This is a genomic window from Pseudomonas sp. MG-9, from assembly GCF_018729515.1.
GTDB lineage: Bacteria > Pseudomonadota > Gammaproteobacteria > Pseudomonadales > Pseudomonadaceae > Aquipseudomonas > Aquipseudomonas serboccidentalis.
In genome coordinates, this window is the sequence record NZ_JAHHZH010000001.1 from 245,071 (window position 1) to 263,028 (window position 17,958).

Genomic DNA, 17,958 nt, shown 5'->3' on the forward strand with positions numbered 1-17,958 from the left:
TTTTTTGTCGATTGGATGGGGAGCCTTAGGGATATGCTTGTCGAGCATGCAAAAGGTTCAGAATTTCTATCCGGTCAGTTACCCGATAGACCACGACGTAGTTGGGGTGGACAACAATTTCCCGGGTCCCGGTGACTCGGCCAAATCGATAAAGATAGGGGTGTCGAGGTAGGGCCGAGGTAGCCACTTCGATGGCTGCGTTCAGTTGACTGGCCGCAATGGCGTTGCGGTCAGCGATGTAGTTCAGGGTTTGCCAGAGTTGAGTGCGAGCTTCAGGTCGCCAGTCAACCCGCACTGTTTTTGTTGAGTTTCGATTCGATGAGGGCGCGCATCTCGGCCATCACCAGCTCGTGGGGGATATTGGGCCGTGGATCATCCATCGAGGCCTGCACCTGGGCCCGGAACCAGCGATCGTAGCTGGCGGCCTGCTCTGGGGTTTCGAAGTCTGAAACGATGGGGAAAAGTTCGGCGCTCATAATGACCTCCATGATCAATGTGAAGCAGTCTAAGGGGGATGGGGCTCGCTGTCGTCACTGGCAAGACGAAGTACCCAGTATCCCGAAGCGCTGGCGGGAAAGATGTCGGACGTTTCCTTTGCCCATAAGGGAAAAACGACGGACGTTGTCATCGGATTCGCCCACAACACCGTCCCCCGTGTAGGAGCTGTCGCAGGCTGCGATCTTTTGATCTTGCTTTCAAAAAACAAAGTCAAAAGATCGCAGCCTGCGGCAGCTCCTACAGGTCGAGTTCAGAAAGCGTAGGGGATGCTGACTTTTGCCCAGAGCATCTCGCCTTCGGGGCGGTTCTCCACGTCAAACTCCTTGGCCCAGCGAATCTCTGCGCTGGCGTACTTGAGAAAGGTGAAGTGCAACGCCGGACCAATCGCGAACACCTGTCCGCGTACGCCGTCATCCACGTCCTGGCCGGCAAACTGCACGGTGTGGCCGTACTGCTTGTCGTCAGTGGTCTGCTTGAGGTAGTAGCCGTTGAGACCGAGCATCAGGTCGTCGGTGATCTTGTAGCTGGCCGAGTAATCGAAGTGGAAGATCTGCCCGGACTTGTAGTCGGTGTCCTTGTTCTTCTCATTGAAGCTGTAGGTGGTCTTCATCGACACTTCGGTCTTGTCGGTCGGCAGCCAGGTGAACGAGAACAGTGGCTTGTAGGTGTAGAAGTTGTTGCTGGTGTTGGCCAGCCGATCGACGCTGTACTCGCCGGTGGGCACGGTGATTTCCACGGCGGCGGCGAGGGTCAGGTTCTTGCCCATGTCCCACAGGATGATCGGCGCGATGGTGGTATCGCCCATGCCTTCGCGGGTATCGCTGAGGCCGTAAACCGAGACTTCCTGCTTGAGCCAGGGCTGGGCGATGTAGCCGGCCAGGCGACCGCCCAGTACCCGCACCGGGCTCAGGTAGTCGAGGCGCGGAATGACCGCAGTGGATTCGATTTCGACATTCGGCACTTTGCCGCCCAACGAGCTGATGTTGAGCTTCGTCGCTTTGTAATGGTTGTAGTAGAGGTTGAACGCGACCATGTTCTGCGGAAGGCTGTCGACTTCCAGCGGCAACATGAAGAAACCGTCGGTGCCGGTGCCGATGTTGTCGACGCCGGCCTCGGTGGCCAGGGCTGGCAACGTCAGGGCGCAACCCGCCATGAAAAGGGCGAGCGGCAAGAAGGAGGGCGCACGGTTCGGGCTCATAACTGTCCTCATTATTATTGTGATTGGGACCTGGCACCGGTCGCACGGGGCGCCGGTACGATAGAAATAAGCGTTTGGCGTACATTGGGGCAGGGTATTGGCGGACATCGAGGGGGGCTTCTGCGGACAGTCCGCGTCCCCTGTGCTAACTTCCTTCGACATAACCGGTTACAAAAATAACAATCAAGCGTGATCCGGAATGTCAGCCCCCATGAACGTAAAAGTCCAAGACCCGACCTTCGAACTGGCGCTGGTGTCGCCGTTCCTCCTGCAAACCCTCGCCGAAGTCGTGCACAACAAGGGCATCGACCCGCAAAGCCTGTGCCGTGGCCTGGGTTTCACGCTTGAAGATCTGCAGGATCCGGCGCAACGGATTTCCTATCGCCAGGCCGTGGCGATGATTCAGCGCGCGCTCAAAGTGCTGCCCAATCAGGGCCTCGGTCTGTGGGTGGGCGCACAGAATGTGCTGGGTACGCTGGGGCTGCTCGGGCATGTGTTGTCGCTGTGCAAGACCTTGCGCGATGCCTTTGCTCTGGGGATCCGCCACCAGCACACTTCTGGCGGGATTGTGGTGTCCAGTGTCGATGTGGTGGGCGGGCAGGTGCACCTCGATGCCGAGTGCCGCTTGCCGTTCGCCGACGTGCAGGTGTTCGCGGTCGAAGAGTTTTTCGCCAGCCTGCTGGTGTACGGTCGGGCATTGGCCGGCAGCGAATTCAAGCCGATCGCCGTGGAATTCGTGCACGCCGCGCCGGATTATCTGAGCGAATACCAGCGCCTGCTCGGGCCAGATGTGCGCTTCGGCTGCCTGCACAACCGCATGCTGATCGACGCGCAATGGCTGGACGTGAACCTGCCCAATCATCATTCCCTGGCGCTGCGTCAGGCCGTTGCCTTGCTGGAGCTGGAAGCCGCGCAGGTGCACCAGAAACTCGATCTGATTCAGGCGGTGGAACGGGCGATCGCCCGGGACCTGAGCCGGGGCAGCCACATCGAAAAGATCGCCGGCGACCTGAACATGAGCAGCCGCACCTTGCGCCGGCGCCTGACCGAGCACGCACTGACCTTTGAGGCGCTGCTGGAACAGGTGCGCCAGGCGCGGACGATGAGTCTGCTGGCCAACCCGGACATGCCGATCGAGCGCATCACCGAAGAAGTCGGCTACAGCGATGTGCGCAGTTTTCGTCGGGCGTTCAAGCGCTGGACGGGGATGAGCCCGAGTGCGTGGCGGCAGGAGAGCGCCGTTAGCCTTTGAAGATCAAAAGATCGCAGCCTTCGGCAGCTCCTACACCGATCCTTGTAGGAGCTGCCGAAGGCTGCGATCTTTTGATCTTACTGCAACCCCACAAATCCTCCGGCTACAGGTAAACTCCCGCGCACTTTCCCAAGGAGTTCACATGAGTTACTACCAGCCGGGCATTCTCGCCACCCCAGTTCCTGCGCAAGCACGTCACCTGTTTTTCGCCCTTGAATCGGTAGAAGCATTGCCGCAGGCGATCGACAACCTGCTGAACCTGGTGGACGGCAAGTCGGCGGTGGTCGGTTTCGGTGAATCCCTGGCCAAGGCCCTGAACGTGCAGATCGACGGCCTGCGCAGCTTCCCGGCCATGACCGGCGTCGGCGTGGAAAACCCGTCGACCCAGCATGCGCTGTGGGTCTGGCTGCACGGCGTCGACCGCGGCGAACTGCTCAACCGCTGCGCAGCCTTCGAGGCCGCACTGGCCCCGGCCCTGCGTCTGGTGCAGGCCCAGGAAGCCTTCCGCCACAAGGACGGCCACGACCTGACCGGTTACGAAGACGGCACTGAAAACCCGCACGACGAAGCCGCCATCGCAGCCGCGTTGCTGGGCGAGGGCGCCGAAGGGCTGGTCGGCGGCAGCTTCGCCGCGATTCAGCAGTGGCAGCACGACCTCAAGGGCTTCCATCAGCTGTCCGCCGAAGACAAGGACAGCATCATGGGCCGTCGCCTGAGCGACAACGAAGAGATCGACGACGCGCCAGTTTCCGCCCACGTCAAACGTACCGCCCAGGAAAGCTTCGCCCCTGAAGCCTTCGTCGTGCGCCGTTCGATGCCGTGGATCGAAGGCGATCGCGCCGGCCTGATGTTCCTCGCGTTCGGTTTTTCGCTGGATGCCTTCGAGGCACAACTGCGCCGTATGAGCGGTCTGGAAGACGGCATCACTGACGGTCTGTACCGCATCAGCCGGCCGATCACCGGCGGCTATTACTGGTGCCCGCCGCTGAAAGACGGCCACCTCGACCTGCGCGCTCTGCGTATTGGCTGAGGCTTTTCAAGCAAACGGAGGGGATGACCATGGACGTGGTGCGTTGGGGCATGATCGGTTGCGGCAGCGTCGCTGAGCGCAAGAGTGGGCCGGCCTTCTACAAGGCGCCGGGTTCGGCGCTGGTGGCGGTGATGGGGCGGCGCCTCGAAGCCGTCAGCGATTATGCGGCGCGCCATGGCATCGCCCGGGTTTATACCGATGTCGATGCGTTGATCAACGACCCCGAAGTCGACGCGGTGTACATCGCCACGCCGCCCGACAGTCACCACGCCTACAGCCTGAAAGTCGCCGCCGCTGGCAAGCATTGCTGCGTCGAGAAACCGATGGCGCTCAACGCCGGGCAAAGCCGCGAGATGCAGCAGGCGTTTGCCGATGCCGGTCTGCACCTGTTCGTCTCATATTACCGCCGTTCGTTGCCGCGTTTTGCGCAAGTGCGGCACTGGCTGGCGCAGGGCCGCATCGGTGAAGTGCGACACCTGAGCTGGACGTTGACCAAGGCACCGTCAGCGGCGGATCTGGACGGCAGCGCCAACTGGCGAACCGACCCGAGCGTGGCCGGCGGTGGTTACTTCGCCGACCTCGCCAGCCATGGTTTTGACTTGTTCCAGTACCTGCTTGGCGACATCGTCGAAGTCGCCGGATTCACCGCGCGACAGGCCGGTCTGTATGCCGCCGAAGATGCCGTCAGCGCCAGTTGGCGGTTCGCCTCCGGGGCGCTGGGCATGGGCTGCTGGAGCTTTGTCGCGGATCGCCGCGAGGACCGGGTCGAGATCATCGGCAGCCAGGGGCGGATCGGCTTCTCGGTATTTGACGAGCATCCGGTGCAGCTGTTCGCCGATGAACAGATCAGCCTGGACATCCCGCATCACGAGCATATTCAGTGGCACCACGTGCTAGGCATGAATGCGCATATTCGTGGTGAGTCAAATCATCCCGCAGTCGCCGAACAAGCCCTCAAGACCGACTGGGTCATGGACCAGATCCTCAAACGCCACTAGCGCACAGTTCCTGTGTAGGCGTGAGCCGGCTCGCGATAGCGGTATGTCAGGTGCAAATCAGGTGTCTGACACTCCGCTATCGCGAGCAGGGCTCACTCCTACAAGGATATTTGTGCTGTCCGGGTTATTGCGCGGCCGTCATGGAAGGCCGGCAACCCTGAAAAATATCCAGCCCCGGCTGATACAGCGAGGTCTTCACCTCGAACAACCCCAGCACCGAGTGGAACAGGTTGTCGTGGCTCAGATCTGCCTGGCCGGCCTTGCCTTGCAGACAACCCCGATCGATCCCTTCATGGGTCAGCGTGGAGTCTCCAAACCACATCACCATCGGCACATGGGTCTGCGCCTCGGGCGCCAGCGCATACGGCGCCGCGTGCAGGTACAGGCCGTTTTCGCCCAGTGATTCGCCGTGGTCGGAGACATACACCATCGAAGTATCGAGGGTGTCCTGATTGCGCTTGAGCAACTCGATCACCTTGGCGAGGAAGTGGTCGGTGTAGAGGATCGTGTTGTCGTACACGTTCACCAGCTCATCGCGGCTGCAACTGCCCAACTGGTTGGTGTGGCAGATCGGGGTGAAACGCTCCATGGTTTTCGGGTAGCGCTCGTAGTATTCCGGGCCATGGCTGCCGTCGGCATGCAGGACAATGATTGCGTGGCCCTTGAGGCTGTCGATGTAGCTCTGCAGGTCGGCCAGCAGCGCTTCATCGAGGCAGTTGTTGCCGTCGCAGAACGGCCCCGGCTGGTTCTTCGCGATGTCGCGGTGCGGCACACGCAGGCAGGTGCCCTTGCAGTCGCTGTTGTTGTCCAGCCACAGCACCTGCACGCCGGCGCGTTGCAGGATGTCGAGCAGGCCTTCGTAGGTTTTGCCTTTCTTGTCGCTGTAGTCCTCACGCGGGAACATCGAGAACATGCACGGCACCGACACCGCCGTGGACGTGCCGCAGGAATGCACCCGAGTGAAGTTGAGGATGTCCAGCTTGCTCAGTTCGGGATTGGTCTCGCGTGCATAGCCATTCAGCGAGAAGTGATCGGCGCGTGCGGTTTCGCCGACTACAAAGACCATCAGCGACTTCTTCTCGCGGCTGGCGGCCTTCGCGCTCATCACCGCGTCTTCACCGATGGCCTGCACCACGAAGTGCTTTTTGATGCCCAGGCGTTGCTTGGTGTACTTGCTGATGGCGTAGATGTAGTTGGTCGGGTTGATGAAGTGGGTGAGCTTGTCTTCTTCACGGAAGATCGGCGCGTAGGTCGAATAGAACGCGCCCACCGAGGCACCGATCACCAGCACGCAGGCGGCGATCACCAGCACCTTGTTGAGCAGGCCGCGAAAGAACGGCCGATAACTCACCGGCCAACGCCAGATCAGCACCGCCGGCAGCACGCCGAGCAGCAGCACGTAGGCCAGCAGTTTGCCGTTGAACAGCGCGGCGGCTTCGCCCGGGTTGGTTTCGAACACGTTCTGGATCATCACCGTGTCGATGGTGATCCCGTATTCATTCATGAAATACGCGGCGCAGGCCGAGAGCAGGGCGACCACGGTCAGCGCTGGTTTCAGCGTCCAGCGAAACGACACCAGGGTCAGCAACAGCGTGATGGCGGCCCACAGAAACAACCCGAATGAGGCAAAAAACGCCAGTTTGTGCGCGCCTTGCAGGGTGATCAGCGTACCCAGTGCCTTCCAGGTCGCCAGGTTGTACAGCGCCACCAGTGCCAGGGAAAACAGCAGCACCAGACGGGTTGAAGTGATGGACGGTAAACGCAGTCCTTTGCCCAAAGCCATTGCAGACATTCCTCTACTCGATAGAAAACACGCGCGTTAACGCGCGTAACTGTAGAAGAGCAATAGTAAAAATTTTGTAAACATCCTGTAACAACTACAGCCGCACCCACGCATTCCCGTGTAGGCGCTGCCGAAGGCTCGGGCCGACTGGCGGTGCTTGTCAGTAAAATTCCATAGGAGTACAAATGTACTCCATGACCAATCTCACTCCCCGCCGTACCGCCATCCTGACCTTTATCCGCGAACGCATCGCCGAACACGGTCAGCCCCCAAGCCTCGCTGAAATCAGCGAGGCTTTTGGTTTTGCCTCGCGCAGCGTGGCGCGCAAGCATGTGCTGGCGCTCACCGAAGCCGGGTTTATCGAGGTCAATCCGCATCAGGCCAGGGGCATTCGTCTGCTCGGGCAACCGGCGCGACCGGAGCTGCTCGATATTCCCGTGCTCGGCCGGGTCGCCGCCGGTGCGCCGATCGGCGCCGATGCCGACATCCATAGCCGCTTGATGCTCGACCCGGCGCTGTTCTCCCGCACGCCCGACTATATGCTGCGGGTGCAGGGCGACTCGATGATCGAGGACGGCATTCTCGACGGTGATCTGGTGGGGGTGAAGCGCAATCCCGAGGCGCTCAACGGGCAGATCGTGGTGGCACGGCTCGACGGCGAAGTGACGATCAAACGCTTCGAACGTGTCGGCGCGACGGTGCGCCTGCTGCCGCGCAACCCGGCGTACCAGCCGATTGTCGTGCGCGACGATCAGGACCTGGCCATCGAAGGGGTGTTCTGCGGTCTGGTGAGGCAAGGCTGATGGGCGCCGTCGTTGCACTCGATACGCTGTTCAATGGCGGCCAGGTCTGGAAGGGCCGGCCTGCGCCCCCGGCTGCCAGCCCGCAACCCACGGGGCATGCCGCGCTCGATGCGGCATTGCCCAGCGGCGGCTGGCCGGAAGCGGCGCTGAGCGAAATCCTTCTGGCCGGCCCCGGGGTTGGCGAACTGCAACTGGTCTGGCCGACCCTGGCGCGGTTGTCGGCGGCGGGCGAGCGCATCGTGCTGGTGGCGCCTCCGTTCGTGCCGTACCCGCAGGCGTGGGAGAACGCCGGGATCGATCTGCGTCAGTTGTCGGTGATCCAGGCCAGCGAACGCGAGGCCTTGTGGGCGGCGGAACAATGCCTGCGCTCGGGCAGTTGCGGCGCGGTGCTGTGCTGGCCGCACAAGGCCGATGACCGCGCGTTGCGGCGCCTGCAGGTGGCGGCGGAAACCGGCCAGACCCTGGCCTTTGCCTGGCGCCCGCTGAGCGAGGCGGTCAACCCGTCGCCGGCGGCGCTGCGCATTGCCATCGACGCCAAACCTGCCCAGTTGCGCGTGCTCAAATGCCGGGGTGGACTGGCGCGCACGGCGCCGATTGCGTTTGCCGTGGGGCACTGAGGTCGTCATGCGCTGGGTCTGTATTCTGTTCCCGCAATTGGCGCTCGACGCGGTGCTGCGTCAGCGTCCCGATCCCGATGAACCGTTGGTGCTGCTCAGCGGCCCGGCCCAGCGCCGGGTGCTGCAAGCGGTGAATGCCCCGGCGCGTCAGCTCGGCCTGCGCGCTGGCCAGTCGATGACTGCCGCGCAGGCTTTGAGCAAAGGTTTTGCCACCGCCGACTACGACCTCGCCGAGGTCGAGCACTGGCAGCAGTTTCTTGCGGCGTGGGCCTATCGGTTCAGCGCGCAGGTCAGCGTGCATTACCCGCGTACCGTGGTGTTCGAGATTGAATCCAGCCTGGGCCTGTTCGGCTCCTGGGCGCAGTTCGAAGCGCGGCTGCGCAAGGAACTGACCGAACTGGGGTTCCGGCATCGCATCGTCGCCGCACCGAATCCGGTGGCGGCGCGCGTGCTGGCCAACGCCTACGACGGTCTGGTGGTGCCCGACGGTGAGGCCTTGCAACATCACCTCGGGCAGTTGCCCGTCGACCGCGTCGGGCTGGAGCCGCCAGTCGCTACGGCGCTGGCGCGCATGGGCCTGCGCAATCTGAGCCAGGTGCAGAGTCTGCCGCGTCAGGCCCTGGCCCGGCGTTTCGAAGCGTCGATGCTCAAACACCTCGATACCCTGTTCGGCGCACGCCCACTGGCCTTGGCGTTCTATCTGCCGCCGGATCGCTTCGATGTGCGCATCGAGCTGAATTTCGACGTGCAATCCCATCAGGCCTTGCTGTTCCCGTTACGCCGGTTGACCGGTGATCTGTCGGCGTTCCTCTGCGGACGCGACAGTGGCGTGCAGCGTTTCGACCTGCACCTGGAGCACGCCGGGCTGCCGGACAGCGTGATCAAGGTCGGCCTGCTCAGCGCCGAGCGCGATCCGGCGATGCTCTTCGAACTGGCCCGGGGGCGACTGGAACAGGTGCAGGTCGAGGCGCCGGTGCGTGGTTTGCGCCTGCGCGCCGAAGATCTGCCGAGTTTCGTGCCGCAGTTTCAGGAGCTGTTCGATGAGCGTCCGCAACAGACCTTGCCCTGGGAGCAATTGCGCGAGCGCCTGCGCGCACGGCTCGGCGATGACGCGGTGCAGGGCCTGCGCTTCCAGGCCGATCATCGCCCGGAATGTGCGTGGCAAAACGGCGTTGATAAACAGCGCTGCAGCGGGTTGCCGAGCGTTCAGCGCCCGGGCTGGCTGCTCGGCGAACCGCAAAGCGTGCCGGAAGGTTCGGCGCGAATTCTCATGGGCCCGGAGCGCATCGAGTCCGGCTGGTGGGACGGCGACGATGTGCGCCGCGATTACTACCTGATCCAGAACCGCGCCGGTCAGCAGGGCTGGGCCTATCGGGCCGTGGGCGAGGGCGGTCCGTTGTGGCTGCAGGGCTGGTTTGCATGAACGACGGCTATGCCGAGTTGCACTGCCTGTCGAACTTCAGTTTCCAGCGCGGTGCCTCCAGTGCCCTTGAGCTGTTCCAGCGGGCGAAAAAACACGCTTACCAGGCGCTGGCGATCACCGACGAGTGCACGTTGGCCGGGATCGTCCGTGCCTGGCAGGCGGCGAAATCGGTTGAACTGCCGCTGATCATCGGCAGCGAAATCCGCATCGACAACGGCCCGAAACTGGTGCTGCTGGTGGAGAACCTCGCGGGTTATCAGGCCTTGTGCGGCTTGATCACTCAAGCTCGACGGCGTGCGCAGAAAGGCCAGTATCAGGTACTGCGCGAGGATTTCAGCGAGCCGTTGCCAGGGTTGCTCACGCTGTGGGTGCCGGACACCGTGGATGACGTGGAGGAGGGCTGCTGGCTGAAACAGACCTTCGGCGCGCGGCTGTATCTGGCAGTGCAGTTGCATCGTGGGCAGGACGACCAGCGCCGGTTGGCGGCACTGTTGTATCTGGCGGAGCAACTGCAGATTACCGCCGTGGCCAGCGGTGATGTGCACATGCACGCCCGTGGCCGGCGAGCCTTGCAGGACACCATGACCGCGATCCGTCATCACGTCCCGGTGGCCGAGGCCGGGTTGCGCCTGCACCCCAACGGCGAGCGCCATCTGCGCAGCCTCGATGTATTGCGCGAACTGTATCCGCCGGCGTTGCTCGACGCGTCGGTGCAACTGGCGCGGCGCTGCACTTTCGATCTGGGCGAGTTGCGCTATCAGTATCCGAAAGAGCTGGTGCCCGAAGGGCATACCGGTAGTTCGTGGTTGCGCCAGTTGACTAAAGAGGGCATCGCCTGGCGCTGGAAAAAAGGCGCGCCCTTCAAAGTGCTGAGGCAGATCAACAAAGAGCTGGATCTGATCGCCGAACTCGGCTACGAAAGCTACTTCCTCACCGTGCATGATGTGGTGCGCTTCGCCCGCGAGCAAAAAATCCTCTGTCAGGGCCGGGGTTCGGCAGCCAACTCGGCGGTGTGTTTTGCCTTGGGCATCACTGAGATCGACCCGGACCGCACCACGCTGCTGTTCGAACGCTTCATGTCGAAAGAGCGCAACGAACCGCCGGACATCGACGTCGACTTCGAGCACGAACGCCGCGAAGAAGTCCTGCAATACGTGTTCCGCCGTTATGGTCGCCGGCGTGCGGCGCTGACAGCGGTGGTCAGCACCTATCACGCCGCCGGTGCGGTACGCGATGTGGCCAAGGCCCTCGGCCTGCCGCCGGATCAGATCAATGCGCTGGCCGATTGCTGCGGTCACTGGAGCGATGAAACGCCACCGCTGGCGCGCTTGCTCGAAGGCGGGTTCGACCCCGACAGCCCGGTGCTGCGTCGGGTGCTGAGCCTGACCGGGCAACTGATCGGTTTCCCCCGGCACCTGTCGCAACACCCTGGCGGTTTCGTGATTTCCGAGCAGCCGCTGGACACGCTGGTGCCGGTGGAAAACGCCGCCATGGCCGAGCGCACGATCATTCAGTGGGACAAGGACGACCTCGACGCGGTCGGGCTGCTCAAGGTCGATATCCTCGCCCTCGGCATGCTCAGCGCGATCCGCCGTTGCTTCGACTTGCTGCGCCGTCATCGCCATCGGGATCTGAGCCTGGCGACGATACCGGCCGAAGACAAACCGACCTACGAGATGATCAACCGCGCCGACACCATCGGTGTGTTCCAGATCGAATCACGGGCGCAGATGTCGATGCTGCCGCGCCTGAAACCGGCGAAGTTCTACGATCTGGTGATCGAGGTCGCCATCGTTCGTCCGGGGCCGATCCAGGGCGGGATGGTCCATCCGTACTTGCGCCGCCGGAACAAGGAAGAAGAGGAAACCTATCCTTCGGAAAAGCTCAAAGTGGTATTGGAGCGCACCCTCGGCGTGCCGCTGTTTCAGGAACAGGTGATGCAGATCGCCATCGTCGCCGCCGACTACAGCCCCGGCGAGGCCGATCAGTTGCGCCGCTCCATGGCCGCATGGAAACGCCACGGCGGGCTGGAACCGCACAAGGAACGCCTCGCCGCCGGCATGAAGAAAAACGGCTACACCCCGGAATTCGCCGCGCAGATCTTCGAGCAGATCAAGGGTTTCGGCAGCTACGGCTTTCCCGAATCCCACGCCGCCAGTTTCGCCTTGCTGACCTACGCCAGTTGCTGGCTCAAGTGCCACGAACCGGCGGCGTTCGCCTGTGCGCTGATCAACAGCTGGCCGATGGGTTTCTACAGCCCGGATCAGATCCTTCAGGACGCGCGCCGCCATCAATTGCAGATCCGTCCGGTGGACGTGCGCGCCAGCGACTGGGATTGCAGCCTGGAACCGATCAGTGGCGCGCAACCGGCGATCCGCATGGGCCTGCGGATGATCAAGGGGTTTCGCGAGGACGATGCCCGGCGCATCGAAGCGGCGCGAGCACGGGGCGCGTTTGCCGATGTCGCCGACTTGGGCGAACGGGCTGCGCTCGACAGTCGGGCCCAGGCGTTGCTTGCCGATTCCGGGGCGTTGCGCGGGATGGCCGGGCATCGGCATCGCGCCCGCTGGGAAGTGGCCGGGGTGCAGAAACAGCTGGGCCTGTTTGCCGGGTTACCGAGTCAGGAAGAGCCCGATGTGCTGCTGCCCAAACCCAGTGTCGGTGAAGACCTGCAGGCCGACTACGCGACGCTCGGCACCACGCTGGGGCCGCATCCATTGGCGCTGCTGCGTGGCGAACTCAAGGCCCGACGCTGCCGCAGTTCGCAGGAGCTGATGGACGTCGAGCACGGGCGACCGGTGAGCATCGCCGGGCTGGTCACCGGCCGGCAACGACCGGGCACTGCCAGCGGCGTGACCTTCGTCACCCTGGAAGATGAATTCGGCAACGTCAACGTGGTGGTCTGGCGTGATCTGGCTGAACGGCAGCGCCAGGTGCTGGTCGGCTCGCAACTGCTCAAGGTCGATGGCCGCTGGGAGCGTGAAGGCGACGTCCGGCACCTGATCGCCGGGCGGCTGAGCGACCTGAGTTCGCTGCTCGACGGCATTCGCGTGCAGAGCCGCGACTTTCATTAACACCAATCCCCTGTATGCAGGAGCTGCCGAAGGCTGCGATCTTTTGACTTTGATTTTATAAAACAAGGTCAAAAGATCGCAGCCTTCGGCAGCTCCTACAGGGGGGGGCAGCAGCCAATTCATTGGCGTCAAAAATTCCTGTCACGAATGATGGCACTTTGTCATAATGCCGCCCCTTTTCCCGCTCCCCACCGCGTTGCCGTGCCGGGATACACCGTTTTTTCAGAAGGAATGCACAGTGAGAATGATCTCCCGGATGTTGGTCTCAGGCGTTGCAATTGCCGTGCTTGGCACCCTCGCCAGCTCCCTTGCCGGCTGCGCCACCGAAAGCTCCCGCGCACTGCCGGTGGCCAAGGTCGAGAGCGCCACTCAGGTCTGGACCGGGGCTCGCGTGCCGATGGCGGTGGGCAAGTTCGACAACCGCTCCAGCTACATGCGCGGGATCTTCTCCGACGGCGTCGATCGCCTCGGCGGTCAGGCCAAGACCATCCTGATCACCCACCTGCAGCAGACCAACCGTTTCTCCGTACTGGATCGCGACAACATGGGCGAGATCCAGCAGGAAGCGGCGATCAAGGGCCAGACCCAGCGTCTCAAAGGCGCTGATTACGTGGTCACCGGTGACGTCACCGAATTCGGCCGCAAGGAAACCGGCGACCACCAGCTGTTCGGCATTCTCGGCCGTGGCAAAACCCAGGTCGCCTACGCCAAGGTCAATCTGAACATCGTCAACATCAGCACGTCCGAAGTGGTCTATTCGACCCAGGGCGCCGGCGAATACGCCTTGTCCAACCGCGAAATCATCGGCTTTGGCGGCACCGCTGCGTACGACTCCACCCTCAACGGCAAAGTCCTCGATCTGGCCATGCGCGAGGCGATCAATCGTCTGGTTGATGGCATGAACGCCGGTGCCTGGAAACCGGGTAACTGATCGCGATTGATTGCAAGGAGCAATACCCCATGAACTTGACTTTGTCGCGGTCGTTGCTGGCCCTGACGCTGGCCGCCAGCGCCTTGCTGGCCGGTTGCAGCAGCCCGAAAACCCTGTACCAGTGGGAAGACTACCAACCGCAGGTCTACGAATACTTCAAAGGCGAAGAGCCGAAAGAAGCCCAGGCCGAAGTGCTGGAGCGTGACCTGCAGAAGATCCGTTCCACTGGCAAGGCCGTGCCGCCGGGCTACCACGCACACCTGGGCCTGCTGTACCTGAGCATGGGCAAGGACGATCAGATGGTGCAGCAGTTGCGCACCGAGAAAGCGCTGTTTCCCGAGTCCGGCCCGTACATGGATTTTCTGCTTAAAAACGCCAAGACCGGAGACGCCCAATGATCTCGCGCACCCTGAAACTGTTGGCCGTCGGTCTGGCTCTGACCGTGCTCGGCGGTTGCGTTGCGCCGAAAACCGTCGACTATTCGGCGTACAAACAGGCGCGCCCGAAGACCATTCTGGTGCTGCCGCCGCTGAACACCTCGCCCGACGTGAAAGCTTCGTACAGCCTGTTGTCGCAAGTGACGTTTCCATTGGCCGAGGCCGGTTACTACGTGCTGCCGATCACCCTGGTGGACGAAACCTTCCGCCAGAACGGCCTGACCACGCCGGATGACATCCATCAGGCACCGGCCAACAAACTCAAGGAAATCTTTGGCGCCGACGCTGCGTTGTACATCACCGTGACCGAGTACGGTACGCGGTACATGGTCATCAGCAGCGAAACCGCGGTGACCGCCACCGCCAGACTGGTGGACCTGAAGTCCGGCACCACGCTGTGGACCGGTTCGGCGCGTGCGTCGAGCGAAGAGGGTGGCAACAACAGCGGTGGCGGCCTGGTCGGCATGCTGATCACTGCCGCGGTGAAGCAGGTCATCAACAGTTCGACCGACGCCGGTTACCCGATTGCCGGTGTGGCGAGCAATCGACTGTTGTCGGCGGGTCAGCACGCCGGCCTGTTGTACGGCCCGCGCTCGCCGAAGTACGGCACTGACTGAAGATCAAAAGATCGCAGCCTTCGGCAGCTCCTACAGGGCAATGCATTCCAAAATGTAGGAGCTGCCGAAGGCTGCGATCTTTTTTGCTTATTTGGATATAGCCCAAAACCGCTCGCCCCCCCGGCGCTTGCAACGAGCGCACCGACCAGGCTCCATTTGCATCATCACGGGCCTCTCGTTCACTTGATCCCATTCAACTGGCAATCCAGACCCTGCATCTCGACGCCGAAGGCGATATCCTGCGCCACACTTATGTGCACAAATGGCGCATAACGCTGGAACACCGTGTGTGCCCGAGGCTAAAGGAGTGTTCGAATGACCGAGAAGAAACTGGAAACCACGGTCGACCGCGTCTACCAAGGGGTTTACCAGGCGATCAGCAAGCGTTCGTTGCGTCCGGGGATGAAGCTGGGCGAAGCCTCGCTGGCCGAACTGTTCAATGTCAGCCGCACGTCGGTACGTGCCGCGCTCAAGCAACTGGAAGCCGAGGGACTGGTCACCACCGAACCCAACAAAGGCGCGTCGGTGTCGTTGCCCGGCAACGAAGAGATTCGCTCGCTGTTCGAAACCCGACGACTGATCGAGATCGGTATTGTCACTGAGCTGTGCCGACGCAAGGACACGGCAGCCATGCAGGACTTGCGCGAGCATCTGCTGCTGGAAAACGAGGCCCGCGCGGCGGGCGATCACCAGCGACTGATTCATCTGCTCGGTGAGTTCCACATCAAACTGGCGCGCAGCCTGAACAATCCGGTGCTGCTCGACTGGTTCCAGAAACTGATTTCCCGTGCCTCGCTGTACGTCGCCGCGCTGGATGACGACAGCCATGAAGCCTGCCGCGACAATGAGCATCTACGCCTGATCGAGCATATCGAAGCGGGCGACCAGAGCGCCGCCATCGAGCTGACCTGCACGCATTTGAACGGTATCGAAAAGGCCATTCTCGACGTCGCCGCGAAGATGAAAACTGGCTACCATCCGCTCAAACACCTGATCGGGGTCTGATCCGGGCCCGCTGTGAAATCGGCTATACCTCTAATGAAACCAATAAGCTTGGCGACGCTCGAAACAGACGGGCGTCGCGTCGTTCTGGCGTCGCGATGTATCGGGCAAACATCACAGGACACCGAGTCAATCGATGCAGTTTTTATCCGATAGCCACGGTTGTGACGGCTGGAAAGGCGAGATGGCCGGGCGCATTTGCGCGTTCGACTGGCGCCAGACCGAACTCGGCCCGCTCGATACCTGGCCTGCCAGCCTGTGCAGCGCCGTGCAATTGATGCTGGCCTCACCGTTGCCGATGGTCATGCTCTGGGGCCGCGCCGGCTACATGATTTACAACGACGCCTACTCGCAGTTCGCCGGTGGCCGCCATCCGTACCTGTTGGGCGCGCCGGTGGAACTGGGCTGGCCGGAAGTCGCCGACTTCAACCGGCACGTGGTCGACACCTGCCTGGCGGGTGGCACCTTGTCCTACCGCAACAAGGAACTGGTGCTGTTGCGCGATGGCGTGCCCGAAGACGTCTGGATGGATTTGTATTACAGCCCGGTGGCCAACGATGACGGCGTGCCGGCCGGGGTGATGGCAATGGTGGTGGAAACCACCGAGTTCATGCACTCCGAACGCTTGCGCCAGGCCGCTGAAGATGCGTATCGGGCGGACAACGAGCGGGTGCGCCTGGCGCTGAATGCCGGGGCCTTGCTCGGCTCGTTTGTCTGGGACGTGAAGAACAATGTGTTGTCGGCCGACGAGCGTTTCGCCCGGACGTTTTCGTATCCACCGGATCAGGACCTGAGCAACCTGTCGCAGTCCTTCACCGAATCGCGGATCCACCCGGACGATCTGGCGTGGGTTCAGGATCGGGTCAATCATTCGTTGCAGACAGGCGAGCCGTACAACGCCGAGTACCGCGTATTGCGCGCGGACGGCAGTTATCTGTGGGTACTCGCCAGTGGTGCGTGCGAATTCGATGAACACGGTGAGCCGTTTCGTTTCCCCGGCGTGTTGATCGACATCCATGAACGCAAGAGCGCCGAAGAATCCCTGCTCAAGTTCACCCGCAACCTGGAACAGCGCGTGGCCGATGAAGTGGACGCGCGGCTGGCCGCCGAAGAGCAGTTGCGCCAGTCGCAGAAGCTTGAAGCCATCGGCGGACTCACCGGCGGCGTGGCCCATGACTTCAATAACCTGTTGCAGGTGATCGCTGGCAACCTGCATTTGCTGGCGCGGCATGAGCCGGGCAATGCCAACGTGCAACGTCGGGTCAACGCCTCGCTGGCAGCGGTCGAACGCGGGGCCAAGCTGTCGTCGCAACTGCTCGCATTCGCCAGGCGTCAACCGTTGTCGCCGGCGGTGTGCGATCCACGGCAGATCTTCGATGGCGTGGGTGAATTGCTGCAGCGTGCGCTGGGCGAAACCATCCAGATCGACGTGCAATTGCCGCAAGAACCGTGGCACATCAACGTCGACCGCAATCAACTGGAAAACGCCATTCTCAACCTGGCGATCAACGCCCGGGACGCGATGAAGGGCGAGGGTACCATTGTCCTCAGCGCCCTCAACACGCGGCTGGACAGCACCTTTTGCGCCGGCAAAGGCATTGTCGCCGGTGATTTCGTGCGCGTGGCAGTCAGCGATACCGGCGCCGGCATCCCGCCGCAAATGCTCGAGCAGGTGTTCGAACCGTTCTTCACCACCAAGGCCGACGGCCAAGGCACCGGGCTTGGCTTGAGCATGGTGTTCGGCTTCGTCAAACAAAGTGGCGGGCATGTCGAGATCGACAGCACCCTGGGCGAAGGCACGCGCGTGCAGTTGTATTTTCCGCGCAGCCTGCGTCCGCTCCTTGATGAGGCGCCGAGTCTCGACAAGCAGCAGGGCGGCGGCCACGAAACCATTCTGGTGGTCGAGGACAACGACGCGGTGCGCGCCTCTGCCGTGGAGCTGCTGCGCGAAGAAGGTTACCGCGTGCTGACCGCCGGCAATGGCGACGTGGCGATGCAGATGCTGCTGGAAGGCACCGAAGTGGATCTGATTTTCACCGACGTGGTCATGCCGGGGCTGATCAAAAGTTCTGATCTGGCAGCCTGGGCCAAGGTGCAGGCGCCACCGGTGGCGGTGCTGTTCACCTCCGGCCACACCCGCGACATCATCTCGCGCAACCACCAGTTGAGCCCGGACACGCACTTGCTGGGCAAGCCGTACGGCCCGGAAGCGTTGTTGCAAATGATCCGGTCGGTGCTCAGTGCCTAGCTGGCTAATTCCCAAGTCCCTGTGGCGAGGGAGCTTGCTCCCGCTCG

At 62.3% G+C, this 17,958-nt stretch carries 16 protein-coding genes; 12 read left to right on the forward strand and 4 right to left on the reverse strand.

Annotated elements, in window-relative coordinates:
• Positions 1–25: 25 nt before the first annotated feature.
• The 3 genes from KKQ10_RS01165 to KKQ10_RS01175 all read right to left on the reverse strand — a co-directional run bounded on the left by KKQ10_RS01165 (position 26) and on the right by KKQ10_RS01175 (position 1,651).
• On the reverse strand, positions 26–295 hold the full coding sequence (locus KKQ10_RS01165; RefSeq protein WP_127652499.1) for a type II toxin-antitoxin system RelE/ParE family toxin: 270 nt from the start codon (positions 293–295) through the stop codon (positions 26–28).
• Complete coding sequence (gene relB, locus KKQ10_RS01170; RefSeq protein ID WP_127652498.1) at positions 285–476, reverse strand: type II toxin-antitoxin system RelB family antitoxin; 192 nt, start codon at positions 474–476, stop codon at positions 285–287. The genes KKQ10_RS01165 and relB overlap by 11 nt, the downstream gene beginning before the upstream one ends.
• 272 nt (positions 477–748) lie before the next feature.
• Positions 749–1,651, reverse strand: coding sequence for a SphA family protein (locus KKQ10_RS01175; protein ID WP_414892321.1), 903 nt, complete (start codon positions 1,649–1,651; stop codon positions 749–751).
• Positions 1,652–1,907: 256 nt separating this feature from the next.
• Here KKQ10_RS01175 and KKQ10_RS01180 point away from each other — a divergent pair, with 256 nt between their 5' ends.
• From KKQ10_RS01180 to KKQ10_RS01190, 3 genes are all read left to right on the forward strand, one after another.
• On the forward strand, positions 1,908–2,948 hold the full coding sequence (locus KKQ10_RS01180; RefSeq protein ID WP_215499813.1) for an AraC family transcriptional regulator: 1,041 nt from the start codon (positions 1,908–1,910) through the stop codon (positions 2,946–2,948).
• A gap of 142 nt (positions 2,949–3,090) precedes the next feature.
• Complete coding sequence (locus KKQ10_RS01185) at positions 3,091–3,978, forward strand: Dyp-type peroxidase (protein WP_215499815.1); 888 nt, start codon at positions 3,091–3,093, stop codon at positions 3,976–3,978.
• A 29-nt stretch (positions 3,979–4,007) separates the two neighbouring features.
• Complete coding sequence (locus KKQ10_RS01190; RefSeq protein ID WP_215499817.1) at positions 4,008–4,976, forward strand: Gfo/Idh/MocA family protein; 969 nt, start codon at positions 4,008–4,010, stop codon at positions 4,974–4,976.
• A 124-nt stretch (positions 4,977–5,100) separates the two neighbouring features.
• On the opposite strand, the gene KKQ10_RS01195 is transcribed toward KKQ10_RS01190, so the two are convergent.
• A complete protein-coding gene (locus KKQ10_RS01195; protein WP_215499819.1) occupies positions 5,101–6,759 on the reverse strand; it encodes a phosphoethanolamine transferase in 1,659 nt (552 codons plus the stop codon).
• Between the two features lie 185 nt (positions 6,760–6,944).
• Between KKQ10_RS01195 and lexA the strand changes: the two genes are divergently transcribed.
• The 9 genes from lexA to KKQ10_RS01240 all read left to right on the forward strand — a co-directional run bounded on the left by lexA (position 6,945) and on the right by KKQ10_RS01240 (position 17,911).
• Entirely contained in the window at positions 6,945–7,562 is a 618-nt protein-coding gene (lexA, locus tag KKQ10_RS01200; RefSeq protein ID WP_215499821.1) for a transcriptional repressor LexA, read from the forward strand.
• On the forward strand, positions 7,562–8,179 hold the full coding sequence (gene imuA, locus KKQ10_RS01205; RefSeq protein ID WP_215499823.1) for a translesion DNA synthesis-associated protein ImuA: 618 nt from the start codon (positions 7,562–7,564) through the stop codon (positions 8,177–8,179). Before lexA ends, imuA begins: the two co-directional genes overlap by 1 nt.
• A 7-nt stretch (positions 8,180–8,186) precedes the next feature.
• Positions 8,187–9,602 (forward strand): Y-family DNA polymerase, encoded by a 1,416-nt coding sequence (locus KKQ10_RS01210; RefSeq protein WP_127652490.1) that lies wholly within the window; start codon positions 8,187–8,189, stop codon positions 9,600–9,602.
• Positions 9,578–12,676, forward strand: coding sequence for an error-prone DNA polymerase (locus KKQ10_RS01215; protein ID WP_215499825.1), 3,099 nt, complete (start codon positions 9,578–9,580; stop codon positions 12,674–12,676). Before KKQ10_RS01210 ends, KKQ10_RS01215 begins: the two co-directional genes overlap by 25 nt.
• Positions 12,677–12,920: 244 nt before the next feature.
• Positions 12,921–13,607: a CsgG/HfaB family protein gene (locus KKQ10_RS01220; RefSeq protein ID WP_162276313.1), complete on the forward strand. Its 687-nt coding sequence runs from the start codon at positions 12,921–12,923 to the stop codon at positions 13,605–13,607.
• Between the two features lie 29 nt (positions 13,608–13,636).
• Positions 13,637–14,005 (forward strand): DUF4810 domain-containing protein, encoded by a 369-nt coding sequence (locus KKQ10_RS01225; protein WP_127652488.1) that lies wholly within the window; start codon positions 13,637–13,639, stop codon positions 14,003–14,005.
• Positions 14,002–14,661: a DUF799 domain-containing protein gene (locus tag KKQ10_RS01230; RefSeq protein WP_215499827.1), complete on the forward strand. Its 660-nt coding sequence runs from the start codon at positions 14,002–14,004 to the stop codon at positions 14,659–14,661. Before KKQ10_RS01225 ends, KKQ10_RS01230 begins: the two co-directional genes overlap by 4 nt.
• 315 nt (positions 14,662–14,976) lie before the next feature.
• On the forward strand, positions 14,977–15,666 hold the full coding sequence (locus tag KKQ10_RS01235) for a GntR family transcriptional regulator (protein ID WP_127652486.1): 690 nt from the start codon (positions 14,977–14,979) through the stop codon (positions 15,664–15,666).
• Between the two features lie 133 nt (positions 15,667–15,799).
• The gene (locus tag KKQ10_RS01240; protein WP_215499829.1) at positions 15,800–17,911 is read left to right on the forward strand and encodes a hybrid sensor histidine kinase/response regulator; all 2,112 of its coding nucleotides are present in this window, start codon (positions 15,800–15,802) and stop codon (positions 17,909–17,911) included.
• Positions 17,912–17,958: the final 47 nt, after the last annotated feature.